This window comes from Acidocella sp. C78, assembly GCF_907164655.1.
The window spans coordinates 15,650-41,242 of the sequence record NZ_CAJQZK010000061.1; the positions used below are offsets into that span (position 1 = coordinate 15,650).

Consider the following 25,593-nt stretch of genomic DNA (forward strand, 5'->3'; position numbering starts at 1 on the left):
GATTTAAGGAGGGTTGGGGCTTCGTCGCCGTGACGAAGGAACGAAGATGAAGCCCCAACCCTCCTTGAAAAGATCGCCAGCCAAGTCCCCTGCGGAAGCGGTGGTGAAGGGCATCCGGCGGCAGACCCGGCGGCATTTTTCGGCTGAGGACAAGATCCGCATCGTGCTTGATGGCCTGCGCGGCGAGGACAGCATCGCCGAGCTATGCCGCAAGGAAGGCATCGCGCAGAGCCTGTATTACACCTGGTCGAAGGAATTTATGGAAGCCGGCAAGCGCCGCCTGGCTGGCGACACCGCCCGTGCCGCGACCACCGGCGAGGTGCAGGACCTGCGCCGCGAAGCCCGTGCCCTGAAGGAATGCGTTGCCGATCTGACGCTCGAAAACCGCCTGCTCAAAAAAAGCATGATCGCGGATGGGGACGACGACGCATGAGGTATCCCGCATCGGAGAAACTCGAAATCATCCGGATCGTCGAGCAAGCGCACCTGCCCGCCAAGCGCACGCTGGACCAACTCGGCATCGCCCGGCGGACGTTCTACCGCTGGTATGACCGCTATCTCGATGGGGGACCGGAGGGGCTGGAGGATCGGCCTTGCGCGCCTGGCCGGGTGTGGAACCGCATCGCGCCCGAGGTGCAGGACCAGATCGTCGAGATGGCGCTGGAGCAATCCGAGTGCGGATTCCGATTGAAGCCGGCCAGGTATTCCGAGGTGAAGCCGGCCACCGTTCCGATTTGAAGCCGGCCGGCATTCCGATTTCATTCCGGCCACCTGGCTGAGGTTTTGAGCGTTATTTGGCTGGGTCAGCGACTCGGGCATCTGCCTTCTCGTGATCAACCACGTGGAGGATTGGATGCCGGCCAGGAGAGAGCTGACGATGCGGCAGATACGACAGATGTTACGGCTTGCCGGGGACGGCATCAGCGCGCGGGAGATCGGGCGGATGCTCGGTGTGGCGCGCAGTACGATCCAGGATAACTTGAAGCGGGCACAGGAGGCGGGGTTGGCGTGGCCGGTGCCGGCCGAGCTGACCGATGCGGCGATCGAAGAGCGGCTGTTTGCCCGCAGTGGCTACAAGCAGGGGGGGCGGCGCCGTGCCGAGCCGGCCTGGGACGAACTGGTCTGCGAACTGAAGCGGCCTGGGGTGAATCTGCAGGTGCTTTGGGAGGAGTACCGTGACCAGCACCCGGACGGTTACGGATATTCGCGGTTCTGCGAACTGTTCAGGGAATTCGAGGCCCGCCTGTCACCGGTCATGCGCCAGGATCATCGTGCTGGCGACAAGGTCTTCGTCGATTATTCCGGCAAGCGGATTGGCATTGTCGATCGGGCGAGTGGCGAAGTTCGACAGGCGGAGATCTTCGTCGGCGTGCTCGGCGCATCGAGCTTCACCTATGCGGAGGCGAGTTGGACCCAGACGCTGCCGGACTGGATTGGCGCGCATGTCCGCATGTTCCGCGCATTTGGCGGTGTTCCGCGGCTGATAGTGCCGGATAATCTGAAGTCCGGCGTCAACAAGCCATCGTTCTACGATCCCGAGATCAACCTCAGCTACGGGCGCATGGCGTCACATTACGGGGTCGGCGTGCTCCCTGCGCGTCCGTGCCGGCCCCGCGATAAAGCGAAGGTGGAATCCGGGGTACGCTTTGCTCAAACCTATATCCTGGGGCGCCTGCGCCGGCAGACGTTCTTCTCGCTGGCCGAAGCCAACCAGGCGATCGCCTGCATGGTCGATCGGATCAACGACTATGTCATGCGCCGGATCGGCGTCAGCCGCCGGCATCTCTTCGAGACGATCGAGCGGCCCGCGCTCGCGGCGTTGCCGGCATCCGACTATGAATTCGCCGAATGGGGTCTGGCACGGGTCGCGCTGGATTATCACGTCGAGGTCTGCGGGTTTTTCTATTCGGTGCCGCATGAACTGATCCGCCAGCAGGTCAATACCCGCGCGACCGAACGCGGCATTGAGATATTCCACCACGGCAAGCGCATTGCGGTTCACCAGCGGCGCTACGGCGGCCGCAAGCATGGCACCGATATCGAGCACATGCCGAGTGCCCACCGGCGCTACGCCGAATGGACGCCGGAGCGATTCCGCCGCTGGGGCGCCTCCATCGGCCCGCATACCGAAGGGCTGATCACCGCCATCCTCGCCAGCCGGCCGCATCCCGAACAGGGGTTCCGGACCTGTCTCGGGATTCTCCGATTGTTCAAGGACCTCGAACCCGCCCGCGCTGAGGCCGTAGCCGACCGCGCCGTCGCGATCGGTGCGTTCACCTACAAAAGTCTCGCCTCGATCGTCGCCAACAAGCTCGATCGTTCAACCGCCGCGGCGGGCGAGCCCCAGGCGGTCATTACCCACGGCAATCTCCGTGGTTCCGGCTATTTTCATTGAAAGGACCAACCATGCTGACCCATCCGACCCTCGATCAACTGCACGACCTTGGCCTGCATGGCATGGCCAAGGGATTCAAGGATCTTGGGGCGCATCCCGAGACCGCCAGCCTCGATCATGCCGCGTGGCTGGCGTTGCTGCTCGATCACGAGACAACGCTGCGGCGGCAGAAGCGTTTTGAGCGGCTGGCCCGCGTGGCCAAGCTGCGCCAGGCGGCCACCGTCGAAGATATCGATTATCGGACCGCACGTGGTCTGGATCGCGCGATGTTCCTCAAACTCGCCGGATGCGACTGGATCCGCGCCAAGCATAATCTGATCATCACCGGTCCCTGCGGCGTCGGCAAAAGCTGGATCGCCTGCGCCCTCGGTCAGAAAGCATGCCGTGAGGATTTGTCCACCGCCTATCACCGTGTCCCGCGACTGTTCGCCGCATTGGCTCTGGCGCGCGGCGATGGCCGGTACGCCGCAACGCTCCGCCAGATCGCGCGGGTCGATCTGCTTATCCTCGACGATTGGGGGCCGGAGACATTGAACGCGGATCAGCGCCGTGACCTGCTCGAAATCGTCGAGGACCGCCACGACCGCCGATCCATCATCATCACCAGCCAGGTGCCGGTCGATCGCTGGTACGAAATCATTGGCGATCCCACCATCGCCGACGCCGTTCTCGATCGACTGGTCCACAACGCCTACCGGATCGAACTGACCGGCGAGAGCCTCCGCAAAAAGAAAAACCCCGCTACCGTCACCATGCAAGCTTGACCCCAGGAAAGGACAAGACGATCTTTAACATGTGACCTAACCGAACGACGCGCAGGTGGCCGGCTTCAAATCGGAACGGTGGCCGGCTTCGTTTCGGAATGCATGGCCGGCTTCATCGGAATACGCATCCTGCTCGGCTTCCAGCGCGCGTAACTGGTCGGTCATTGAGCGGACATAACCGCCATCCTCGATCACCCGGATGATCCGTTTGATGCTGCGCTCGATCTCTCCGAGGCGATCGCGGGTCCGCTGCTCACGCTTCACCCGCTCCTGGCCGGCCTTGCTGACCTCCTCCTCGAAGGTGCGAATGAAGTCCTCGACCAGGTCCGGCGTGACCATCTTCTCCTTGAGCGCGCCAAGCACCCGCGCCTCGATCCTCTGTCGGGAAATCGTTGCGCCGTTCGCGCATGTTCCCTTCCGCCGGTGTGTCGCGCAGCCATAGCGATCCTTCGCCATGATCTGTTGATTTCCGCTGAGATCTGACCCGGGAATTCCATCGAGATTTGACCCGCCCATAGTTTATGATTTGAGTTTCATGATGGGGTCAAGGCTGGATTTTTCTCCTTTCGTTTTTGGGATTTCTGCACGGAGCTATTTTTGAACCTGAAGCTGTCATTTCCGGTCTCGAGGATATGGCAGTGGTGGGTGAGGCGATCGAGGAGCGCGGTGGTCATCTTGGCGTCGCCGAAGACGGCGGACCATTCGCTGAAGCTCAGGTTGGTGGTGATGACGACGCTGGTGCGCTCGTAGAGCTTGCTGAGCAGATGGAACAGCAAAGCTCCGCCTGAGGCGCTGAAGGGCAGATAGCCAAGCTCATCGAGGATGACGAGGTCGGCATGGATCAGACGGCCGGCGATTTGCCCAGCCTTTCCCTGAGCTTTTTCCTGCTCCAGAGCATTGACCAGCTCGACGGTGGAGAAGAAGCGGACGCGCTTTTTGTGATGCTCGACGGCCTGCACGCCGAGCGCGGTGGCGATGTGGGTTTTGCCCGTGCCCGGGCCGCCGACGAGCACGACATTGTCGGCGGGTTCGATGAAGTCGCAACGATGCAACTGGCGGACCAGGGCCTCATTGACCTCGCTGCTGGCGAAGTCGAAGCCGGCCAGGTCGCGATAGGCCGGGAAGCGGGCGGCCTTGAACTGATAGGCCATGGAGCGGACCTCGCGCTCAGCGGTCTCGGCCTTGAGCAACTGGGAGAGTACCGGGATGGCGGCTTCGAAGGCCGGGGCACCCTGCTGGGCCAGTTCATCGACGGCCTGTGCCATGCCGTGCATTTTGAGGCTGCGCAGCATGATGACGAGCGCGCCGGTGGCGGGATCATGACGCATGGCGGGCCTCCTCAGATTGGCGCAAGCTATCGTAGCGCTCGACGTCAGCCTTGGGTTCATTGGCCAATGTCAGTGCCTGTGGCGCGGTGATGACCGGAAGCGGAGCCTGTTTGCCGTCGATCAGCCGGTGGAGCCGGTTGATGATATGCGTCTTGGACGGCACGCCGTCCTCCAGCGCCAGTTCCACCGCCACCAACACCGCCTGCTCGTCATGGTGCAGCACCAGGGCCAGGATCTCCACCATCTCCCGGTCACCGCCAGGACGGCGCAGGAGATGTTGCTGCAGCCGCTTGAAGGCATCGGGCAATTCCAGGAACGGCGCACCGTTGCGCAAGGCGCCCGGCTTGCGCTGGATCACCGCCAGATAATGCCGCCAGTCATACACAGTGCGCCCTGGGCCGTTGTGCGTCCGGTCGATGATGCGCGGATGCTCGCAGATGATTTGCCCCTCCGCCGCCACCACCAGCCTGTCGGGATAGACCCGCAGGCTGACCGGCCGGTTGGCAAAAGAGGCCGGCACGCTGTAGCGGTTACGCTCCAAGTGGATCAGGCAGGTCGAGGAGACCCGCTTGGTGTGTTCCACGAACCCATCGAACGGACGGCCCACAGGCATGAGGCTCTCAACCTCGCTGGCCCAGACATCGGCAATGGTTCCCGGCTCGTTGCCATGCGCGGTCTGCTCCCACAGCTCCCGGCAGCGCCGCTCCAGCCAGTCGTTCAGGGCGTCCAAGCTTTCGAACGGAGGCATGGACTGCCACAGGCGGTGGCGTGCATCCTGGACGTTCTTCTCAACCTGCCCCTTCTCCCAACCGGCGGCCCGATTACAGAACTCGGCCTCGAAGAGATAATGGCTGGTCATCGCCAGGAAGCGGGCGTTGACGCTGCGCTCCTTGCCACGGCCGACCTTGTCAACGGCGGTGCGCATGTTGTCGTAAATCCCGCGCCGCGGTACGCCGCCGAGAGCTTGGAAGGCGTGGTTATGCGCGTCGAACAACATCTCATGTGTCTGCAGCAGATAGGCCCGAACAATGAACGCCCGGCTATGCGACAGTTTGGTGTGCGCCACCTGCAACTTGACGCGGACGCCACCGATGATCGCAAAATCTTCGCTCCAGTCAAACTGGAACGCCTCGCCAGGCGCAAAGGCCAAGGGCACGAAGGTTCCCCGGCCGGCGGTCTGCTGCAGCCGTTGGCACTCCCCCTTCCAAGCCCGGGCAAAGGCCGCCACACGATTGTAGGAACCGTCATAGCCCAGGCTGACGAGATCACCGTATAGCTGCTTGACCGTCCGCCGCTGCTTGCGCGGCCGGCCAGCTTCACGGCGCAGCCACGCCAAAAGCTTCTCGGCATAAGGATCAAGCTTGCTCGGCCGGTCCAGAACCTGAAACTTCGGCTCAATCACATCAGACCGAAGATATTTGCGGATCGTGTTCCGCGACACGCCTGTGCGCCGGGAAATCTCTCGGATCGGCACATGCTCACGCTTATGCCACCGGCGGATAATGCTCAAAAACGCCATGTCCAACACTCCGTTCGCCCCCGCCTCTTCCAGACGGGGAAACAGTCAAACATGGGTCAAATCTCAGTGGAAAAATCCGGCCTTCCCGGGTCAGATCTCAGCGGAAATCAACAGGCGAGGAAGAGCCATGCGGTGGCGCTGGTAACGGTGGCCTCGAAATCCCTTGCGAGACGTCGGCATCTGCCGAGCCAGGCGAAGGTTCTTTCTACCACCCAGCGCCGCGGCAGGAGTTCAAACCCGCTCGCGGCGTCGGAGCGCTTTACGATCTGTATGGTCCATTTGCCGATTTTGGCGAGGCGTCCATTGAGTTTAGGACCGGCATAACCGCCGTCAGCGAATATGTGCCGCAACCAGGGATACAGGGATTTGACGGATTTGAGCACGTCGGGCGCCCCGTCGCGGTCCTGAATACCGGCATGATGAACGACGGCACCGACGAGGTGGCCGATTGTATCTGTGATGATGTGGCGCTTGCGGCCCTTGATCTTCTTTCCGGCATCGAACCCGCGCGGCCCGCCGGCTTCGGTGGTCTTGACCGACTGACTGTCGATCACACCGGCTGTGGGCGAAGCCTCGCGTCCGGCCATTTCCCGCGCCTGCATGACTAGGACGTGATTGATGCGATCGAACGTGCCGTCACGACAGAAGCGGTAGAAATACCCCTGCACGGTGGTGAACGGAGCGAATTCCTTCGGGATCTGGCGCCACTGACAGCCGGTTGCCAGCATGTAGAAGATGGCCTCCACAATCCTTCGAAGCGCCACCCTTCGGGGTCGGCCTCGATGCTGCGGAGCGGGCATGAACGGCTCGATCATGGCCCATTCAGCGTCGGTGAGGTCGCTTGCGTAGCGCAATCCGGCCCGGCAATATCGTCGCCGAGCGATTTCAGTCCAGGTCATCGTGTCTCCGTCCGTCTTCGCAAACGAACTGAATCACAACTTACTGAAATCGCTCAACTATCTTTTTCGGTCCGGCTCTTACACCGACAATGCCCGCGTGCGCGTCGCCGGCCCGTTCACAGTGGAAAGCCTCTCGCCCCACCGCGTGCTGCCCGCCAGCGAGGAGGAGCTGCTCAGCGATGCCGCACCGGCGGACGCCACCCGCGCAGGCCAGGATTTTGCCGCCATCGTCATCGACTATCTCAAGGCGGAGGGCGTCAAGCAGCATGCCAAAGGGGACCGCATCAGCTTCGAGAGCCTCTCGCCCTGGCCAGGCAAATATATCGGCGCGGAGGGCACGTTCATCGAAGGCGAAAGCGGCGCAGAGCGCCGCGCCGCCATCCTGATCGGCCCGGAATACGGCACCGTCGGCCGGCAGGACATCGTCGCCGCCGCGCGCGAGGCCGCGGATGCGCGGTTCGACGTGCTGATCGCCTGCGCCTTCAATTTCGACGCCCACTCTGCTGATTCCGGGCTCAATTCGCCCGGGATTCCGAGATTAACTCGCCCGGGATTCCGGGAATTATTCGCCCACCTATTCCGAGATTAATTCGCCCACCTGTTCCGACTTTTATTCGCCCAGGCGGGCGGGGTTGGCCGGGTTGGCTTGAGGTCTCTGCTGGCTGGTTCAGGTTCCCTCCCTTTGGCTGATCGAGGGAGCGGATGAATGCCAGTGGAGCGGATTGCGATGCGCGATGTGCGCGAGATTGTCAGATTGAGGATGGCGGGGCTTTCGACCCGCCAGGTGGGGATCCGGGTCGGGGTTGCGGCATCGACGGTGCGCTTGACGCTGCGGCGACTGGAGGCGGCCGGGCTCGATGGGCCAGGGGCTCTGGCGCTGTCCGAAGCGGCATTGGAAAGGCGCTTGTTCGACGGCGCGGTGGGCAAGCGGCCGGGGCATCGACGTGTGGATGAGCCGGACTGGGGGCGTATCCGCCGCGAGTTGCAGCGCAAGCACGTGACGCTGTCGATCCTGTGGGACGAGTATATTGCCGAGCACCCGGATGGGTATCGCTACAGCCGGTTCTGCGAGCTCTACCGGAGCTGGGAAGCCCGGCTACCGGTGACGATGCGCCAGACCCACGCATCGGGCGAGAAGCTGTTCGTCGATTATGCCGGCGACACGGTGCCGGTGGTGATCGACCGGCTCACCGGCGAGACGCGTGCGGCCCAGATCTTCGTCGCCGTTCTCGGCGCATCGAGCTTCACCTATGCTGAGGCGACCTGGACCCAGACCCTGCCGGACTGGATCGAGGCGCATAATCGCACTCTGGCAGCAATTGGCGGCGTGCCGGCGCTGCTGGTGCCCGACAACGCCAGGGTCGCGATCATCCGCGCCTGCCTCTACGATCCACAGGTCAACCGGACCTACACCGATATGGCGCGCCATTACGGCACGGCCATTCTCCCGGCGCGGCCGCGGCGGCCGCGTGACAAGGCGAAGGTCGAGGTGGCGGTTTTGCTGGCGGAGCGGTGGCTGCTGGGCAAGCTGCGCAACCGGGCATTTTACGGCCTCGCCGAACTGAATGCCGCGATCGCTGAATTCTGCCGCTGGCTGAACGAGGAGCGGGTCGTCCGTCGCCTGGGGGCGACAAGACGGCATCTGCTGGAAACACTCGATCGTCCCGCGCTGAAGGAACTGCCGGCCGAACCCTATGTGCTGGCGCAATGGCGGCGCCGGCGGGTCGGCATCGATTATCACGTCGAGATCGAGAAGCATTTTTACTCCGTCCCCTACCGGCACGCCCGCGCCGAGGTCGAGGCCCGGTTCACCGTGCGCACGGTCGAGATCTTTCTCCGTGGCGAACGGATCGCCGTGCACGCACGCAGGCCGGGTAACGGCAAACACACGACGATCGCCGAGCACATGCCCTCGAGCCACCGGCGTTATGGCGACTGGACCATCGCACGGATCCATCAGGAAGCCGCACGGCTTGGTCCCTCGGTCGCGACACTCTGCACCCTGATCCTCGAACGCCGGCCTCATCCGGAGCAGGGGTTCCGCGCCTGCATCGGCATCCTTCGCCTGGCCCGCAGTGTTGGCGCCGACCGGCTCGATGCCGCGGCCGAGCGCGCGCTCACCATCGGCACCCTGACCTACGGCTCGGTCAAATCCATCCTCGATAACCGGCTGGAGCGAGCCGCCGGCACCGCCAGTCCCGATCCCACCCCGATCCGCCACCCCAACATCCGGGGCGGCGGATATTTCCACTGATGACAAGGAGAAGCCTCATGCTGAACCATCCGACCCTCGATCAGATCCACCAGCTCGGTCTTGCAGGCATGGCCCGCGCGTTCACCGAGCTGCACGCCAATCCCGAAACCCCCAGCCTCAGTCACGCCGAATGGCTCGGTCTTCTGCTCGACCGCGAGATCACCGTCCGACGTGACAAGCGGTTGAGCACAAGGCTGCGCCATGCCAGGCTGCGCCATGACGCTGCAATCGAGGATGTCGATTACCGGAGTGCCCGCGGCCTCGATCGGGCTCTGTTCCAGAAGCTGATCCAGGGTGAGTGGATCGACGCGCACGACAATCTCGTCCTGAGCGGGCCGACAGGGGTCGGAAAATCGTGGCTGGCCTGTGCCCTCGGTCACAAGGCATGTCGCGATGACAGGACCGTGCTCTATCAGCGCGCCCCCAAACTCTTCGCAGAACTCGCGGTCGCCCGCGCCGAAGGGCGTCACGGCCGGATGATCCGCACCCTCGGTGCCGTCAATCTACTGATCCTCGACGACTTCGGCCTTGCTCCACTCGACGCCGGCGCCCGTCACGACCTGCTCGAGATCGTCGAGGATCGCTACGGCCGCCGCGCCACCATCATCACCAGCCAGATCCCCCCGGCGCATTGGCATGAGCTGATCGGCGATCCGACCTACGCCGACGCCATTCTCGACCGTCTGCTCCACAATGCCCACCGCATCGAACTCACCGGCGAAAGCCTGCGCAAGATCCGCAAGCAAACCCCAAAAACCGCTTGACCCAACGAGAACAGGAGAGCAACGAAATCAACAGCCACAGAGACCGCTACCCGGGCGAATAAATCTCGGAATCCCCGGGCGAATAAACGTCGGAATCGTGGGCGAATTAAAATCGGAATCCATGGGCGAATTCTCCGGAATCCGCACCCACTCCACCGAATTGGGCAATCTCGGCAGCCTGAAGATCATCAAGGCGCGGATCAATCCGGACATGCACATGTCGGCCGAACTGAAGAACACCGGGCGCGGCAACATGTTTGTCGTGTTCGGCGAGCCGGACGTGGAAATCCTCGACGATGGCGGCGAAAAAATCCGGGTCAAGGTAAACGGCGTCGACGTGTTCGACCCCAACACCGGCGAAATCCGCTCGAACGACACAGCCGGCATCGCGGCCTGGTTCATCGATACCGATTATGACGAAGAGAGTTTCTTTGTCCGCCACGCCTACTTCCTCGGCGCCAACGACCCCTACAAGAGCCTCAAGACGGCGCTACAGGCCGATATCGACGAAGACGCATGGGCAACCCTCTATTCGGACACGTCCCGCCCGTTCGAGCGACCGGCGAGCGGAAGAATTGCAGTAAAGGTGATCAATCACTTCGGCGATGAGGTGATGAAGGTTTTTGGTTTATAAAACAGGGGGAAAATAGACAGTGAGTGGATTGGTTGTACTTGAAGGTCGCTGGGAAAATAATAGAAATATATCTGTTAAAGGACTTTTTGATTTACTCATGGAAATGCAATTTGAAAATATCCATGAATATCATTTTGAAAATTTTGCCACAAACGAAACGCTTCGTTCAATATTAGGCCATGTATGTGGAAATAATACAAGAAAAAACTATATTTATATTGGTGCGCATGGAGACGATAATGGGATTCATGGTTCAGTTGATCGGATAAGCAGAACACAACTAAATAATATTTTAAGAAATAGTATCGGTGGAAGTATAAAAGGGATATTTTTTGGGGCGTGCCTGTTTGGAAACGAGAATAACGCTGGATTTTTCTTTGAGAGGGATGTTGGAATCCGGCGTAGTGTAGAGTGGATAGCTGGCTATGGTGAAAGTGTTGATTGGATACAGTCATCTGCATTTGATATGATTTTCTGGCAGCATCTGTTGCAAGCCAGAAGGATGTTTCCCGATGCACACGAAAGGGAAATTATTGGAGGTGTTTGCGATTGCTTAAAAGATTTGATGGGAGGCATGATGCGCTCTCTTGATTTCCAAGCGTTCAGGCGAACGCCAAGAAGACCGTACGAACCCGAGCCTCTGATCAATTGGGAATGACCATGGATAGCGGCACTTTCAGCCAGGAAAATATCGATGCTCTCGCCCGGTTCCTTCCAGAATTTGAGTCGCCGCATTTCGATCCAGGCAGGATGAGCGGGACGGAGCCAAATCCGGATGGAAGCTTTTCGGTTCCTTATGCAGTTCTGAGTGACCAAGCGACGTCATTCGTCCAGGCGGCCTATGACAACAATTGGGTCGTGGGTAGTTTCGACTGGCCATCCTGGTCGGGGAGCGAGGAAGCAGAGTCGCTGCGCGACGATGAGAGCGTCCTCGCCAAGGCCACGCCGGAGCAAATCGCACGGCTGCTGACCGTCGTGATTCGCCAGGATCGGTTCTGTGATGGCGCTCTGCTGGATGCGTTCAACTCCGGCCTCATCCTGCGGATCGTCGGCAGGATCGACGCCTTGTCGAAGGAGTCTCGGCCCGGGTGACCGCGACATTCCGAATCGCCGACGCCTTTACCGCAGCCCTCGCGCGTCTTGCCGCGCCGGAGCAAAAGGCCGTGAAGACAGCGGTATTCGACCTGCAGGTCGACCCATCGCGGCCTGGGCTGAAGCTTCACAGGATCGATCGGTCGAAGGACCCGCATTTCTGGTCCGTGCGCGTAAGCCAGGATATCCGCATCGTCATTCACAAGACTGGAGCAGACCTGCTGCTGGCCTATGTCGGCCATCATGACGATGCGTATGCATGGGCTGAGCGGCGTAGAATCGTGGCACACCCGCGGACCGGTGCAATTCAGATTGTTGAGATGCGCGAGCTTGTCGAGGATGTCGTGCCGCCGCGTGCTGCCGCTTCGCCAGATGCTCCCGATATGGCGACAGCGCCAGGAAACGCGGCGATGCTGTTTGGAAACGTGGCGGACGATGCCCTGTTGTCGATTGGCGTGCCGCCAGATTGGCTGTTTGATGTGCGCCAGGCGAGCGAGGATCGCTTCTTTGCACTCGCCGATCACCTGCCGGCCGAAGCGGTGGAGGCGTTGCTCGAATACGCAACCACGGGCCGGCTTCCTGCCCCCGCGCCTGCTCCGGCTTCCGCTGATCCTTTCGCGCATCCCGACGCTCTGCGGCGTATCAGGCCTATCGCCGACCAGGAGGAGCTGGAGCAGGCGCTCGCGTTCCCGTGGGAAAAATGGGGGGTGTTTCTTCATCCCTCTCAGCGATCGCTCGTTGAGCGTTCCTTTGCTGGACCGGCACGCGTTGCCGGCTCGGCCGGAACCGGCAAGACCATTGTGGCGATCCATCGGGCCGTCCGGCTGGCGCGTGAGAACCCCAATGCACGTGTCTTGCTAGTGTGCCGTCTCTGAAATATCTAGCCATAAGCCCCTAAAGGTGATTCTGTGATCGCTGAAGATCTCGGAGGGTGTCAGGATGGCGTGGGGACAGGCGGTTCGGATCGAGTTGAGTGACGAGGAGCGCATTGAACTTCAGACGCGCATCCGACGGCGCAAAATCGCTCGCGGGGACGCAATGCGCGCCGAGATTATACTGCTGGCCGCCGACGGCATGAGCAATCTCGGGATCGCCGAGAAACTCCGGATCACGCGGGTAACGGTGGCGACCTGGCGGACGCGGTTTGCCGCGAAGCGTCTGGATGGCCTGCTCGACGAACCTCGCCCCGGCGCGCCGCGCAAGATCGGCGATGACAAGATTGCCGAGGTGATAACGACGACGCTGGAGAAGCTGCCCGCGGCGGCGACGCACTGGAGCACTCGGTCGATGGCGCGGGCGTCCGGACTGGCACCATCGACCGTGCACCGCATCTGGCGGGCCTTCTCTCTGCAGCCTCATCGAAGCGAGACATTCAAGCTTTCGACCGATCCGCTGTTCATCGAGAAGGTGCGCGACATTGTTGGGCTCTACTTGAACCCGCCCGACCGTGCGGTGGTGCTCTGCGTCGACGAGAAGACACAGGTGCAGGCGCTCGACCGCTCCCAGCCGATCTTGCCGCTGCGTCCCGGGCAAGCCGAGCGTCGCACCCACGACTACAAGCGGCACGGCACGACATCGTTGTTCGCCGCACTTGACGTCAAGATCGGAACGATCATCGGCAAGTGCATGCCACGCCACCGTGCCGCAGACTTCCGCCGCTTCCTGGACATGGTTGAGAAGAATGTCCCCGCTGATCTCGACGTGCACGTGGTGATGGACAACGCGTCGAGCCACAAGACCAAGCTGATCCGCGACTGGTTCGCCAAACGGCCCCGCTGGCATGTGCACTTCACCCCCACCTCGGCGTCTTGGATCAATCAGGTCGAACGCTTCTTCGGCATGCTCACCGATGACCAGATCCGCCGCGGCGCGCACCGCTCCGTCCGAGAACTGGAGGCGGCGATCACCGCCTATATCGACGCCCGCAACGCCGACCCTAAGCCATTCCGCTGGGTCAAGTCAGCCGACGAAATCCTCGCCGCCGTCCAACGCTTCTGCCAGCGCACCAACGCCATCCACGATCACTCTGCATAGGAACTTCGGAATCGGCACACTAGCGAGTTTTTCACAGCCGCTGGCGGACGCCATGTCGAAGAAGGTGCGTGTTCTTGCCCCCGAGTGCGAGGACGTAATGGCCGAGCACTACAACCGCGCGGACGGTATCGTCGCGACCGAGATCTTTCACGAGTATCTGCTCAAGGCGACACAGGAAGCGGAGAACCGCGAGCGCCTCGGCAAGATCCGACGGTCCCGATAGTCGCGTGTTCACCGCGAAAAACCAAGACCGCCACGAACGGGCGGGCTTGCCGAACTGGCCATCAAAATATTGATATTATTAGAAATTTTATTGTAATTTAGATGATTTTGTTGTATATTATCAATGCAGACCTATTCTCCGTCAGCCTTCTGGAGCGCGTCGCTTTCGACACGTCAGGCCCGACTTGAACAGCGACCTGAAAATAGTCCAATGAAAACAGCCATGTATTGTGGGCGCGTGGTTTCTTAGAGCCGGACCGAAAAAGATAGTTGAGCGATTTCAGTAAGTTGTGATTCAGTTCGTTTGCGAAGACGGACGGAGACACGATGACCTGGACTGAAATCGCTCGGCGACGATATTGCCGGGCCGGATTGCGCTACGCAAGCGACCTCACCGACGCTGAATGGGCCATGATCGAGCCGTTCATGCCCGCTCCGCAGCATCGAGGCCGACCCCGAAGGGTGGCGCTTCGAAGGATTGTGGAGGCCATCTTCTACATGCTGGCAACCGGCTGTCAGTGGCGCCAGATCCCGAAGGAATTCGCTCCGTTCACCACCGTGCAGGGGTATTTCTACCGCTTCTGTCGTGACGGCACGTTCGATCGCATCAATCACGTCCTAGTCATGCAGGCGCGGGAAATGGCCGGACGCGAGGCTTCGCCCACAGCCGGTGTGATCGACAGTCAGTCGGTCAAGACCACCGAAGCCGGCGGGCCGCGCGGGTTCGATGCCGGAAAGAAGATCAAGGGCCGCAAGCGCCACATCATCACAGATACAATCGGCCACCTCGTCGGTGCCGTCGTTCATCATGCCGGTATTCAGGACCGCGACGGGGCGCCCGACGTGCTCAAATCCGTCAAATCCCTGTATCCCTGGTTGCGGCACATATTCGCTGACGGCGGTTATGCCGGTCCTAAACTCAATGGACGCCTCGCCAAAATCGGCAAATGGACCATACAGATCGTAAAGCGCTCCGACGCCGCGAGCGGGTTTGAACTCCTGCCGCGGCGCTGGGTGGTAGAAAGAACCTTCGCCTGGCTCGGCAGATGCCGACGTCTCGCAAGGGATTTCGAGGCCACCGTTACCAGCGCCACCGCATGGCTCTTCCTCGCCCATATCCGCCTGCTCACACGAAAAATCGCCCGTCACCGATAGTCGCACTACCATTCAGATTCGGGCTCTTAGCACCACACCCTGCGGCTTTCGGGAGGATTTGGATCAGGAAGCGGATGCGTCTCGCACGTTGGCTGGCAGGGCGACGCCGGCGGCCTTGAAGATCGGCCCGATCGAGTTGGTTGCTGGGGTGCGCAGGACGATCTGCTGCCCGCGCTTGCTGATGGTGACCTCCTGGAGGCGGTCGAGATCACGCAGGAGATCGGCCCATTCGACGCGCTTGCCGGCCCGGCGGAGTTTTTCGTCGAGCGCCTGGTGCAGGATCAGCGCGAGGAACGAGCAGAAGACGTGGCCGCGGATGGCGGCGTCGGAGGAATGGTAGATTGGCCGGGTGCGCATTGTCGCCTTCGCGACACGGAACAGCCGTTCGACATTCTGCAGGTCCCGGTAGCGGATCACCGCCTGCAGCGGTGAAATCCGGGCGTTGGAGCGCAGCACGAAGACGCCGTCGAAGCGGGCTTCCTCGGCGAGCTTGCCGGCGTCGATCTCGAACAGCTTGTGCTTGCGGCCGGGCTTTGCGTCACTGACCGGGCGCAGGAAGCGGCGATAGGCGGAGTTGCCGATCAGCGCCTTATCGCCGCGCGTCAGCTGACGATCGAGGGCGGCGACCACCTTGCGCCTGGTCTCGGCCTCTTCGATGGCCACCGCCTCGTTGCGGCAGACGATATAGCGCTTGCCCGCGACCTTGACCTCCTTGATGAAGAGCTGGGTCTCGTCGCCACCGGCGCGCTCGAGGCAGAGCGGGGTGTAGGGGCGCTCATCGGCCAGCACCACCTCGCGGACGATGCGGTCGGTGCGTTCCCTTGCGCCGAGCACGTATTCCAGCCCGCGCTCCTCCAGCGCGGCGATCGTCGCGGCACTGATCATGCCGCGATCGGCGACGACGCAGACCCGGCCGATGCCGAAGCGCGACCGCAGGCGGTCGATCACCGGCACCAGCACCGAGACATCGGCGGTGTTTCCTGGCCACATCTCGGTGCAGATTGGCCTTCCGTCCTGATCGATCACCACGCCGAGGATCATCTGCGCGAGCTGTGGGCGGTAATCCTTGGAGTGGCCCCGCGCGCCCAGCGTCTCGCCGCCGGCACCTTCGAAATACAGCGAGGTGGTGTCCATGAACACGACCGAGAGGTCGGTGAACAGATCATGCCGTCGGGCGAAGAGACGCTCTTCCACCAGATCCTTCACCGTCCGTGGCGCAAAGGGCGTGGCATCCCCCTGTTCCTCGTCCGGCAGCTCTTCGCCGAGCCAGGCCATGGCGCGGTAGAGGTGATGCAGGCCGAGCTCCTCGGTGCCGGGAATGTCGTAATCCTCGAGCCATTTGTCGCAGGCGCGATCCGAGCCCGAGACCATGATCCGGTGGAGCACGGTGGCGAACACCGCGCGCTCGACCGGGAACTCGAACTGCCGCCCGGCCAGCAGCTCCTCGAACACAGCAGCGATCCCGCTCTCCTGCCACAGTCGGCCGAACAACAGCGGCGCGCCGATCCGCTTGCAGCTCAGCCCGTCCGGATTGCCTGCCGCCAGCTGGGCCAGGACCGAGGCACGGTCGGCATAGCGCGCGATCGAGGCGGCGAGGCGGTCGAGACCTCCATCGGCCAGGACGACTTCCTTCCGGCCCAGGTTCTTGATGATGCGCTGCTTGCTGCGCCCGTCCTCACGGACGCTCTCGACCAGATAAAGGTAGCTGTAGCCGTTGATTCGCTTCTCGCGCACGAACATGCCGAATTGGCAGCCGAAAACCAATCATAAATCAAGTTAAAAGAAGCAATTTGCGCAATTATTTAGCACCACGTTTTTGCAAAATCCCGACGTGCCTACGAAAATCTCGAGTGAAATCAAAGATCTCAACTTACGATACCGTATCGTTCCGGGTTTGACTGTTTAAGTCGGGCCTGAGGAAGCCGAGCGGCAGCGCCAGCATCGCGACGAGGTTCTGGCCGGCCTGCGCGCCGAACTGGCGTTGCTCGCCGCACGTGATGCCGAGCATCCCAAGGCCGCCTGCGCACTGCTCACCTCGCGCCGCTACGGCCGCTACCTGAGCACGGATGCGGCCGGCAGGCCGCATCTGGATTCCGGAAAGATCGCCCATGCCGCCCGCTTCGACGGCAAGTTCGTCGTGATCACCAACGACGACACGCTGTCCACCGAGGACGTCGCCCTCGGCTACAAAGGCGGGACCATCATCGAAGCCTGCTTCCGGCGGATGAAGCAGACCGGGCTCGAGGTCCGGCCGATGTATCACTGGAGCCCGCGCCGGATCGAGGCGCATGTCCGGCTCTGCGTCCTTGCCCTGCAGATACAGCGCTCGGCGGAGTTGCGCTGCGGCCTTCCCTGGGCGCGGATCGCCCACATCCTGGCCGGCCTCAAGGCGGTCCGCTATCAGATCGCCGGCCGGACTATTGTTCAGCGCACGAAAATCAGCCCCGAAGCTGCCGAGATCCTGAAAAATCTTGGAATATCAAAGCCAAAGAAGCTGCTCACAGTCATCGAGCCGCCGCAGGCCAAGGCCGCCTCATAGATACACGCTCCGATTCCGCATCGAAAATCCATCGGAAAATAGACAGACTTTCCTCACGTCTGCCTCATGACCGCGAACCCGGGTTTATCCGATCAGATGACTCCATCTGATCGGATGATGCTCTAAAGATAAGCTATTTTTACTTTATCCTATTGATCTCTTGTGGGTCTAATTTACCGTTTAGAATATGCCAAAGGCCAATCCAGTTTCCCTTTGCACGACCGCGGCGATCAATGAATGGCTCCGCTAAAAAAAAACGAGTATGATTTGCAATAATATTCTTCAAAATAAGAATATACGCCTTTTTCCAACACATTGTTCCTTTTTTTACGAGATATACTGGGTTAATGACTTGGGCATATCCGAGCTTAGTGCCCGGCGTACGGCCTTTACTAACGCCCCGGTGGACGCCCTGAAACGTATCAGCGGATACAACTCTGCCTTTGACTAGAAGTTGTCCAGCCAAATCGACATCCTCCTGCCATCCATAAAGTGGCAAAGTCTCGTCAAAACGGATGCTACCAATAGCCATGGTACGTAATGCCATGTTGCAGCCGTATAGCGAGTCAACATCCTTGATATTTTCATCTGTATATTTAATTTCTGATTTTTTTAATATTTCGACAGAAACGCTATATTCAATCCCCCCTTTTTTACGCCATCGGCCAAAACAAGACCTGTAGACGCAATAATATCTGGATATTTCTTGAATATATTTACTATTTCTGAAATCGAATTTTTTGCAGGAATAAAATCATCATCATAAAATACAATGACGTCGCATTCATCTATGACAGCTTCGAGACCGCGGTTCCTCTGGGTGGTTAAGCCGCGTGGGCCTTTTATGATTTCTACGCCGGTCGGAATATGCTCTGGTAGATCATCATCCTTTTCGACCGATAATATGATTTTCCAAGGCGGCAATGTTTGCGACAAGAGATGTGGCAACAACTGCCCTATCTCGATCCGTCTTCCGATAGAGGCTATGATGACCGCAACCCTCCATTCATCACAAAGCTTTCCACTTCTGTGAGTTTGATTAGGCATCGCAAAACCCCTTGATAAATAATAGATAATTTGTTACATTTTTTATAAAATAAAACCCAGATATTATCAATATTTTTGGTCTGAGCCCCTGGATTTCCTCCAGAAATGGGTAGAGTCCGCCCCATCAGGGAGACGGACGATATGAAGAGCAGTCGGTTTAGCGAGGAGCAGATCATCGGCATCCTCAAAGAGCAGGAGTCGGGGATGTCGACGGCGGAGGTCTGCCGTCGACACGGGATCAGCTCCGCCCGTGTTCGCGGTCATGAGGCACATTTGGCCCGACTTAAACAGTCAAACCCGGAACGATACGGTATCGTAAGTTGAGATCTTTGATTTCACTCGAGATTTTCGTAGGCACGTCGGGATTTTGGTATCCATCCGGTGTGAACCGCCTGCCGGTACGGCAAGGAGGCGTGCATAAGAGCGCTGCTACGAGCTGATTCATGGTAAGGGGCGGCGGGCGGATGGAGATTATCACGGGGGTAGAGCGCCGGCGCCGCTGGCGGGATGAGGACAAGCTTCGGATTGTGGCGGAGGCTGAGGCGCCGGGTGCGGTGTTTGCGCTGGTTGCGCGGCGGCACGCGATTTCGAGAGGGCAATTGTGGAAGTGGCGCGGTCAGGTTCGGCGTGGTGAGTTGGTGCCGGTGCCGATGGTACCGGAATTCATTCCGGTGCGGGTAATGGCGAGTGCGGCACTGTCGATGCCGCGGGCGGCAGGCAAGTCAGCTTCGGTGAACGACGCGAGCGTTGATCCGATGTCGCAGAGGCGAGCCACGCGATGCGATGCGAGCCGGATCGAGATCGTGCTGCCGGACGGGACGTGTGTTCGGGTTGATGATGGAGTTGGGGTTGCCGCCTTGCGTCGGGTGCTGACGGCGGTGCGGCGGTGATCCCGGTCTCGGCCGGTGTGCGGGTCTGGCTGGCGTCGGGGCATACGGATATGCGCCGCGGGATGAAGGGGCTCGCGTTGCAAGTGCAAGAAGGTCTGGGACGGGAGCCGTTCTGCGGGGATGTTTTTTTCTTTCGCGGACGCGGCGGGTCGCTGGTCAAGGCGATCTGGCACGACGGCGTGGGGATGTCGCTGTATTCGAAACGCCTTGATCGAGGGCGGTTTATCTGGCCGCAGACTGCGGACGGCGTTGTGTCCCTCACCGCTGGTCAGATCGGTTATCTTCTGGAGGGGATCGACTGGCGAAATCCACAACAAACCTGGCGGCCGCAAGCGGCCGGGTAGGCGCGAAGATTCTGGGGAAAATCCTGGTCCAGAGCGGATTTCTGTAGCGAAACCCTGGAAATTCGTGATTCTATACGGGGCATGGATCTCGATCCTTCGACCCTGCCGAATGATATCGCTGCGCTGAAGGCGATCATTCTGGGCGACCGTGCTCGGCGGTCCGATACCGCAGCGTATATCGCGCATCTGAAGCTGCAGATCGAGAAGCTCAAGCGTGCGCTCTACGGCCCCAAGGCGGAACGCACGGCGCGGCTGCTTGATCAGATGGAACTGGAACTCGAAGATCTCGAGACCACCGCGACCGAGGACGAACTCCGCGCCGAGCAGGTGGCCGCGAAGGCCAAAACCACGACTGTCGCCGGCTTCACTCGCAACCGCCCATCACGCCAACCCTTCCCCGAACACCTGCCACGCGAGCGGGTTGTGCTGCCAGGTCCGACCCAGTGCGCCTGCTGCGGTGGATCGCGGCTCGCCAAGCTCGGGGAGACGGTGACCGAGACACTGGAATCCATCCCCCGCCAATACAAGGTGATCCAGCATGTGCGGGAGAAATTCACCTGCCGCGATTGTGAGAAGATCAGCCAGGAACCAGCACCCTTCCACACCATTCCACGCGCTTTTGCCGGTCCCGGCCTGCTCGCGATGATCGCCTACGATAAATTCGGCCAGCATCAGCCGCTGAACCGTCAATCTGAACGGTTCGCACTGGAAGGCATCCACCTCAGCGTCTCGACCCTGGCCGATCTGATTGGTGCTACCTGCGTGGCGCTGGAGCCGGTGTTCAAGCACATCGAGACGATGGTGTTCGCGGGTGCGCGCCTGCATGGCGACGACACCACCGTGCCGGTGATGGCACGAGGGCAGACCGATACGGCGCGCGTGTGGGTTTATGTGCGTGATGATCGGCCGTTCGGCGGATCGGGTTCCCCCAGCGCGGTGTTCTACTATTCACGTGACCGCGCCGGCGTTCATCCGCAAACCCATCTCGCCGGATACCGCGGCATATTCCAGGCCGATGCCTATGGCGGCTACAACAAGCTCTACGAGTTGAACCGATCTCCTGGACCGATCATCGAGGCGGCGTGCTGGTCGCACGCCCGACGAAAATTCTTCGAGCTGGCCGATATCGCGCGGAACGCGAAGCGCAAGGCCCAGGGTAAGACCCCCGCCTTCGTGGCGCCGATGGCCTTGGCCGCGGTGCAGCGCATCGACGCGCTGTTCGAGATCGAGCGGGAGATCAACGGTCAGTCACCCGCTGAACGCCTGGCGGTGCGCCAGCAACTCGGCGCCCCGCTCGTCGCTGAACTCGAGATCTGGATGCGCGCCGAGCGCGCCAAACTCTCACGCCACAACGATGTGGCGAAGGCGATCGACTATATGCTGAACCGTTGGTCATCATTTACCCGGTTCCTGACCGACGGGCGGATTTGTCTCAGCAATAACGCGGCCGAACGTGCCCTACGCACCCTTGCTCTGGGCAGAAAATCCTGGCTATTCGCCGGCTCCGATCGCGGTGGTCAAAGGGCCGCCATGTTGTACAGCCTGATCACGACGGCAAAGATGAACAACGTCGACCCACAGGCATGGCTCGCCGACATCCTCGCGCGCATCGCCAGTCATCCAGTCGCCAGCATCGAGAAATTGATGCCATGGAACTGGACACCGCAATCCTGGGCCCTGGCCGCCTGATCGTGCAGACCAATAAAATCCACCACGTCTTCACGATTGACCGTGTCGCCAGGGACCTCGGCGAGGATGAGGAGTGGCTCGCGGACATCGCCAATGAGATGGAACCCGAAGACGGCCTGATCTGGGTTTACAACCTCAGCGACGGCGGCGTCATAGCCTTCACCGACTTTGGTATCGAAAATCTGCGCGAGCTCATCCTGATCCACCGAGATAGAGCCAAATAGACTCGTCCGCGGCTCTGACCGGATGGGTACGGATTTTGCAAAAACGTGGTGCTAAATAATTGCGCAAATTGCTTCTTTTAACTTGATTTATGATTGGTTTTCGGCTGCCAATTCGGCATGTTCGTGCGCGAGAAGCGAATCAACGGCTACAGCTACCTTTATCTGGTCGAGAGCGTCCGTGAGGACGGGCGCAGCAAGCAGCGCATCATCAAGAACCTGGGCCGGAAGGAAGTCGTCCTGGCCGATGGAGGTCTCGACCGCCTCGCCGCCTCGATCGCGCGCTATGCCGACCGTGCCTCGGTCCTGGCCCAGCTGGCGGCAGGCAATCCGGACGGGCTGAGCTGCAAGCGGATCGGCGCGCCGCTGTTGTTCGGCCGACTGTGGCAGGAGAGCGGGATCGCTGCTGTGTTCGAGGAGCTGCTGGCCGGGCGGCAGTTCGAGTTCCCGGTCGAGCGCGCGGTGTTCGCCACCGTGCTCCACCGGATCATGGTCTCGGGCTCGGATCGCGCCTGCGACAAATGGCTCGAGGATTACGACATTCCCGGCACCGAGGAGCTCGGCCTGCATCACCTCTACCGCGCCATGGCCTGGCTCGGCGAAGAGCTGCCGGACGAGGAACAGGGGGATGCCACGCCCTTTGCGCCACGGACGGTGAAGGATCTGGTGGAAGAGCGTCTCTTCGCCCGACGGCATGATCTGTTCACCGACCTCTCGGTCGTGTTCATGGACACCACCTCGCTGTATTTCGAAGGTGCCGGCGGCGAGACGCTGGGCGCGCGGGGCCACTCCAAGGATTACCGCCCACAGCTCGCGCAGATGATCCTCGGCGTGGTGATCGATCAGGACGGAAGGCCAATCTGCACCGAGATGTGGCCAGGAAACACCGCCGATGTCTCGGTGCTGGTGCCGGTGATCGACCGCCTGCGGTCGCGCTTCGGCATCGGCCGGGTCTGCGTCGTCGCCGATCGCGGCATGATCAGTGCCGCGACGATCGCCGCGCTGGAGGAGCGCGGGCTGGAATACGTGCTCGGCGCAAGGGAACGCACCGACCGCATCGTCCGCGAGGTGGTGCTGGCCGATGAGCGCCCCTACACCCCGCTCTGCCTCGAGCGCGCCGGTGGCGACGAGACCCAGCTCTTCATCAAGGAGGTCAAGGTCGCGGGCAAGCGCTATATCGTCTGCCGCAACGAGGCGGTGGCCATCGAAGAGGCCGAGACCAGGCGCAAGGTGGTCGCCGCCCTCGATCGTCAGCTGACGCGCGGCGATAAGGCGCTGATCGGCAACTCCGCCTATCGCCGCTTCCTGCGCCCGGTCAGTGACGCAAAGCCCGGCCGCAAGCACAAGCTGTTCGAGATCGACGCCGGCAAGCTCGCCGAGGAAGCCCGCTTCGACGGCGTCTTCGTGCTGCGCTCCAACGCCCGGATTTCACCGCTGCAGGCGGTGATCCGCTACCGGGACCTGCAGAATGTCGAACGGCTGTTCCGTGTCGCGAAGGCGACAATGCGCACCCGGCCAATCTACCATTCCTCCGACGCCGCCATCCGCGGCCACGTCTTCTGCTCGTTCCTCGCGCTGATCCTGCACCAGGCGCTCGACGAAAAACTCCGCCGGGCCGGCAAGCGCGTCGAATGGGCCGATCTCCTGCGTGATCTCGACCGCCTCCAGGAGGTCACCATCAGCAAGCGCGGGCAGCAGATCGTCCTGCGCACCCCAGCAACCAACTCGATCGGGCCGATCTTCAAGGCCGCCGGCGTCGCCCTGCCAGCCAACGTGCGAGACGCATCCGCTTCCTGATCCAAATCCTCCCGAAAGCCGCAGGGTGTGGTGCTAAGAAACCACGCGCCCACAATACATGGCTGTTTTCATTGGACTATTTTCAGGTCGCTGTTCAAGTCGGGTTTGGCTGTGTGTGGCTTGGGCAAGTGGTTGAATTGGTTGGATTGAATGATCGTGGAGTGGGCGGAATCTGCGCCAACACATAGACACACGACTCTCGGCCTTGTGTCTTTTATAACCTGACGAGATACGCTATTCGATAGGCATGTATCTGCGTGTCACCCAGCGCCGGAACCGCGACGGCTCCACGGTCCGCTACTATGGGCTCGCGGAGAACGTCTGGAACACCGACAGCAAGCGGTCGGAGACCCAGGTGATCCACAGTTTCGGCCGTGCGGATCAACTCGATCGCGCCGCTCTCGAGCGGCTGGTGCGCAGCATCAACCGTGTGCTGGGCGATGACGAGCAGGTCGGTGATGGCGCGCCGGCAGGCACCGCGCCGCCCGATATCGAGATCGACGCCGCCTTCGAGTTCGGCATTCCGCTGACAGCGCGGCATCTGTGGGAGGAACTCGGCATCGGCCCGGCGGTCAGGGATTGCCTGAGCAAGGCGGAGCTCACCGCTCCGCATGAGGCGGCGTTGTTCGCGATGGCGGCGAACCGGCTCGATGATCCAGGCTCGAAGCGTGCCTGCGCGGAGCGGTGGCTCACCGACACTGCCTGGCTGCCGGAGGCGACTGATTTGACGGTCGACCACCTCTACCGCGCCCTCGATGTTCTGGCGGTCTGGGCCGACGCGATCGAGCGGGCGGTGTTCCTGCGGGCCGCCGACCTGTTCCGCCTCGATGTCGATCTGATCTTCTATGACACCACGACGGCCTATTTCGAGATCGACGAGGCCGACGAGACCGAGCAAGTCTGGGCCGGGCGGCTGTTCGCCCCGCTGCGCCGGCGCGGCCACAGCAAGGAAGGACGCGACAATCAGCCGCAGGTGATCATCGCCATGGCGGTGACACGGGACAGCATGCCGGTTCGCTCCTGGGTGCTGCCGGGCGACACCGCCGATGTCGCGACGGTGGCGAGGATCAAGGAGGATCTGCGCGCCTGGAACCTTGGGCGCTGCCTGTTCGTCGGCGACGCTGGCATGTATTCGGCGGACAATCTGATGGCGCTGAGCAAGGGGCTCGGCCACTACATCCTGGCGGTGCCGATGCGCCGGCTGCGCGATGTGGATGAGGCGGTTCTGACCCGACCGGGGCGCTATCGGAAGGTTGCCGACAATCTTCAGGCCAAGGAGGTCGTGGTCGGCGACGGTGAGCGGCGCAAGCGTTACGTTCTTTGCCTGAACCCTGAGGAAGCCGAGCGGCAGCGCCAGCATCGCGACGAGGTTCTGGCCGGCCTGCGCGCCGAACTGGCGTTGCTCGCCGCACGTGATGCCGAGCATCCCAAGGCCGCCTGCGCACTGCTCACCTCGCGCCGCTACGGCCGCTACCTGAGCACGGATGCGGCCGGCAGGCCGCATCTGGATTCCGGAAAGATCGCCCATGCCGCCCGCTTCGACGGCAAGTTCGTCGTGATCACCAACGACGACACGCTGTCCACCGAGGACGTCGCCCTCGGCTACAAAGGCGGGACCATCATCGAAGCCTGCTTCCGGCGGATGAAGCAGACCGGGCTCGAGGTCCGGCCGATGTATCACTGGAGCCCGCGCCGGATCGAGGCGCATGTCCGGCTCTGCGTCCTTGCCCTGCAGATACAGCGCTCGGCGGAGTTGCGCTGCGGCCTTCCCTGGGCGCGGATCGCCCACATCCTGGCCGGCCTCAAGGCGGTCCGCTATCAGATCGCCGGCCGGACTATTGTTCAGCGCACGAAAATCAGCCCCGAAGCTGCCGAGATCCTGAAAAATCTTGGAATATCAAAGCCAAAGAAGCTGCTCACAGTCATCGAGCCGCCGCAGGCCAAGGCCGCCTCATAGATACACGCTCCGATTCCGCATCGAAAATCCATCGGAAAATAGACAGACT

Annotated in this window: 27 protein-coding genes and 2 pseudogenes; 21 read left to right on the forward strand and 8 right to left on the reverse strand. The window is 61.3% G+C overall.

Going from position 1 to position 25,593, the window contains the following annotated elements; genetic code table 11:
- Positions 1-46: 46 nt before the first annotated feature.
- The 3 genes and pseudogenes from ACIDOCELLA78_RS83475 to istB (ACIDOCELLA78_RS83485) all read left to right on the forward strand — a co-directional run.
- Positions 47-711, forward strand: a pseudogene (locus ACIDOCELLA78_RS83475) (transposase); the annotation flags it as partial.
- Between the two features lie 142 nt (positions 712-853).
- On the forward strand, positions 854-2,395 hold the full coding sequence (istA, locus tag ACIDOCELLA78_RS83480; RefSeq protein WP_201727830.1) for an IS21 family transposase: 1,542 nt from the start codon (positions 854-856) through the stop codon (positions 2,393-2,395).
- An 11-nt stretch (positions 2,396-2,406) separates the two neighbouring features.
- Complete coding sequence (istB, locus tag ACIDOCELLA78_RS83485) at positions 2,407-3,159, forward strand: IS21-like element helper ATPase IstB (RefSeq protein WP_201727831.1); 753 nt, start codon at positions 2,407-2,409, stop codon at positions 3,157-3,159.
- 36 nt (positions 3,160-3,195) lie between these two features.
- Here the strand turns inward: istB (ACIDOCELLA78_RS83485) and ACIDOCELLA78_RS83490 are convergent, their stop codons facing one another.
- From ACIDOCELLA78_RS83490 to ACIDOCELLA78_RS83505, 4 genes are all read right to left on the reverse strand, one after another.
- Positions 3,196-3,615: a hypothetical protein gene (locus ACIDOCELLA78_RS83490; RefSeq protein WP_201727832.1), complete on the reverse strand. Its 420-nt coding sequence runs from the start codon at positions 3,613-3,615 to the stop codon at positions 3,196-3,198.
- 77 nt (positions 3,616-3,692) lie between these two features.
- Positions 3,693-4,487 (reverse strand): IS21-like element helper ATPase IstB, encoded by a 795-nt coding sequence (istB, locus tag ACIDOCELLA78_RS83495; protein ID WP_013641220.1) that lies wholly within the window; start codon positions 4,485-4,487, stop codon positions 3,693-3,695.
- Positions 4,477-6,006 carry an IS21 family transposase gene (istA, locus tag ACIDOCELLA78_RS83500; protein ID WP_201727833.1) on the reverse strand — a complete coding sequence of 510 codons (1,530 nt, stop codon included), beginning with the start codon at positions 6,004-6,006 and terminating at the stop codon, positions 4,477-4,479. Before istA (ACIDOCELLA78_RS83500) ends, istB (ACIDOCELLA78_RS83495) begins: the two co-directional genes overlap by 11 nt.
- A 107-nt stretch (positions 6,007-6,113) precedes the next feature.
- Positions 6,114-6,905, reverse strand: a complete 792-nt coding sequence (locus ACIDOCELLA78_RS83505; RefSeq protein WP_201727834.1) for an IS5 family transposase — start codon at positions 6,903-6,905, stop codon at positions 6,114-6,116.
- A gap of 1 nt (position 6,906) precedes the next feature.
- Here ACIDOCELLA78_RS83505 and ACIDOCELLA78_RS83510 point away from each other — a divergent pair, with 1 nt between their 5' ends.
- The 10 genes from ACIDOCELLA78_RS83510 to ACIDOCELLA78_RS83555 all read left to right on the forward strand — a co-directional run bounded on the left by ACIDOCELLA78_RS83510 (position 6,907) and on the right by ACIDOCELLA78_RS83555 (position 15,060).
- Positions 6,907-7,494, forward strand: a complete 588-nt coding sequence (locus ACIDOCELLA78_RS83510; RefSeq protein WP_214006271.1) for a hypothetical protein — start codon at positions 6,907-6,909, stop codon at positions 7,492-7,494.
- Between the two features lie 138 nt (positions 7,495-7,632).
- The gene (gene istA / locus ACIDOCELLA78_RS83515) at positions 7,633-9,159 is read left to right on the forward strand and encodes an IS21 family transposase (RefSeq protein WP_201727680.1); all 1,527 of its coding nucleotides are present in this window, start codon (positions 7,633-7,635) and stop codon (positions 9,157-9,159) included.
- 17 nt (positions 9,160-9,176) lie between these two features.
- Entirely contained in the window at positions 9,177-9,923 is a 747-nt protein-coding gene (gene istB, locus ACIDOCELLA78_RS83520) for an IS21-like element helper ATPase IstB (protein ID WP_201727488.1), read from the forward strand.
- Positions 9,924-10,044: 121 nt separating this feature from the next.
- Positions 10,045-10,557: a hypothetical protein gene (locus ACIDOCELLA78_RS83525; RefSeq protein ID WP_201727836.1), complete on the forward strand. Its 513-nt coding sequence runs from the start codon at positions 10,045-10,047 to the stop codon at positions 10,555-10,557.
- A 19-nt stretch (positions 10,558-10,576) separates the two neighbouring features.
- Positions 10,577-11,215 carry a hypothetical protein gene (locus tag ACIDOCELLA78_RS83530; protein WP_201727837.1) on the forward strand — a complete coding sequence of 213 codons (639 nt, stop codon included), beginning with the start codon at positions 10,577-10,579 and terminating at the stop codon, positions 11,213-11,215.
- Entirely contained in the window at positions 11,212-11,649 is a 438-nt protein-coding gene (locus ACIDOCELLA78_RS83535; RefSeq protein ID WP_201727838.1) for a DUF6508 domain-containing protein, read from the forward strand. The genes ACIDOCELLA78_RS83530 and ACIDOCELLA78_RS83535 overlap by 4 nt, the downstream gene beginning before the upstream one ends.
- Positions 11,646-12,524, forward strand: coding sequence for a type II toxin-antitoxin system RelE/ParE family toxin (locus ACIDOCELLA78_RS83540; RefSeq protein WP_201727839.1), 879 nt, complete (start codon positions 11,646-11,648; stop codon positions 12,522-12,524). The genes ACIDOCELLA78_RS83535 and ACIDOCELLA78_RS83540 overlap by 4 nt, the downstream gene beginning before the upstream one ends.
- Before the next feature lie 64 nt (positions 12,525-12,588).
- Positions 12,589-13,683, forward strand: a complete 1,095-nt coding sequence (locus tag ACIDOCELLA78_RS83545) for an IS630 family transposase (RefSeq protein ID WP_201727840.1) — start codon at positions 12,589-12,591, stop codon at positions 13,681-13,683.
- A 52-nt stretch (positions 13,684-13,735) separates the two neighbouring features.
- A complete protein-coding gene (locus tag ACIDOCELLA78_RS83550) occupies positions 13,736-13,906 on the forward strand; it encodes a hypothetical protein (protein ID WP_201727841.1) in 171 nt (56 codons plus the stop codon).
- 326 nt (positions 13,907-14,232) lie between these two features.
- Positions 14,233-15,060 (forward strand): IS5 family transposase, encoded by an 828-nt coding sequence (locus ACIDOCELLA78_RS83555; RefSeq protein WP_201727504.1) that lies wholly within the window; start codon positions 14,233-14,235, stop codon positions 15,058-15,060.
- 63 nt (positions 15,061-15,123) lie between these two features.
- Here the strand turns inward: ACIDOCELLA78_RS83555 and ACIDOCELLA78_RS83560 are convergent, their stop codons facing one another.
- Both ACIDOCELLA78_RS83560 and ACIDOCELLA78_RS83565 read right to left on the reverse strand, forming a co-directional pair.
- On the reverse strand, positions 15,124-16,800 hold the full coding sequence (locus tag ACIDOCELLA78_RS83560; protein ID WP_201727475.1) for an IS1634 family transposase: 1,677 nt from the start codon (positions 16,798-16,800) through the stop codon (positions 15,124-15,126).
- A 130-nt stretch (positions 16,801-16,930) separates the two neighbouring features.
- Positions 16,931-17,068 (reverse strand): hypothetical protein, encoded by a 138-nt coding sequence (locus tag ACIDOCELLA78_RS83565; RefSeq protein WP_201727842.1) that lies wholly within the window; start codon positions 17,066-17,068, stop codon positions 16,931-16,933.
- Here ACIDOCELLA78_RS83565 and ACIDOCELLA78_RS83570 point away from each other — a divergent pair.
- Positions 17,042-17,599, forward strand: coding sequence for a hypothetical protein (locus tag ACIDOCELLA78_RS83570; RefSeq protein WP_249675087.1), 558 nt, complete (start codon positions 17,042-17,044; stop codon positions 17,597-17,599). The two genes, ACIDOCELLA78_RS83565 and ACIDOCELLA78_RS83570, sit on opposite strands and share 27 nt — an antisense overlap.
- 139 nt (positions 17,600-17,738) lie before the next feature.
- On the opposite strand, the gene ACIDOCELLA78_RS83575 is transcribed toward ACIDOCELLA78_RS83570, so the two are convergent.
- Both ACIDOCELLA78_RS83575 and ACIDOCELLA78_RS83580 read right to left on the reverse strand, forming a co-directional pair.
- Positions 17,739-18,146, reverse strand: a complete 408-nt coding sequence (locus ACIDOCELLA78_RS83575; protein WP_201727843.1) for a hypothetical protein — start codon at positions 18,144-18,146, stop codon at positions 17,739-17,741.
- Between the two features lie 65 nt (positions 18,147-18,211).
- Entirely contained in the window at positions 18,212-18,646 is a 435-nt protein-coding gene (locus ACIDOCELLA78_RS83580; protein ID WP_201727844.1) for a glycosyltransferase family 2 protein, read from the reverse strand.
- A 141-nt stretch (positions 18,647-18,787) separates the two neighbouring features.
- Here ACIDOCELLA78_RS83580 and ACIDOCELLA78_RS83585 point away from each other — a divergent pair.
- From ACIDOCELLA78_RS83585 to ACIDOCELLA78_RS83615, 7 genes and pseudogenes are all read left to right on the forward strand, one after another.
- A pseudogene (locus ACIDOCELLA78_RS83585) lies at positions 18,788-18,896 on the forward strand (transposase); the annotation flags it as partial.
- A 214-nt stretch (positions 18,897-19,110) separates the two neighbouring features.
- On the forward strand, positions 19,111-19,536 hold the full coding sequence (tnpA, locus tag ACIDOCELLA78_RS83590) for an IS66-like element accessory protein TnpA (protein ID WP_201727520.1): 426 nt from the start codon (positions 19,111-19,113) through the stop codon (positions 19,534-19,536).
- Positions 19,533-19,880 carry an IS66 family insertion sequence element accessory protein TnpB gene (gene tnpB, locus ACIDOCELLA78_RS83595; RefSeq protein ID WP_201727519.1) on the forward strand — a complete coding sequence of 116 codons (348 nt, stop codon included), beginning with the start codon at positions 19,533-19,535 and terminating at the stop codon, positions 19,878-19,880. Before tnpA ends, tnpB begins: the two co-directional genes overlap by 4 nt.
- A gap of 81 nt (positions 19,881-19,961) precedes the next feature.
- Positions 19,962-21,569, forward strand: a complete 1,608-nt coding sequence (gene tnpC, locus ACIDOCELLA78_RS83600; protein WP_201727518.1) for an IS66 family transposase — start codon at positions 19,962-19,964, stop codon at positions 21,567-21,569.
- The gene (locus ACIDOCELLA78_RS83605; protein ID WP_249674923.1) at positions 21,530-21,793 is read left to right on the forward strand and encodes a hypothetical protein; all 264 of its coding nucleotides are present in this window, start codon (positions 21,530-21,532) and stop codon (positions 21,791-21,793) included. The genes tnpC and ACIDOCELLA78_RS83605 overlap by 40 nt, the downstream gene beginning before the upstream one ends.
- 117 nt (positions 21,794-21,910) lie before the next feature.
- Positions 21,911-23,587: an IS1634 family transposase gene (locus ACIDOCELLA78_RS83610; protein ID WP_201727475.1), complete on the forward strand. Its 1,677-nt coding sequence runs from the start codon at positions 21,911-21,913 to the stop codon at positions 23,585-23,587.
- Between the two features lie 247 nt (positions 23,588-23,834).
- The gene (locus ACIDOCELLA78_RS83615) at positions 23,835-25,544 is read left to right on the forward strand and encodes an IS1634 family transposase (protein ID WP_201727845.1); all 1,710 of its coding nucleotides are present in this window, start codon (positions 23,835-23,837) and stop codon (positions 25,542-25,544) included.
- The last annotated feature ends 49 nt before the right edge of the window (positions 25,545-25,593 follow it).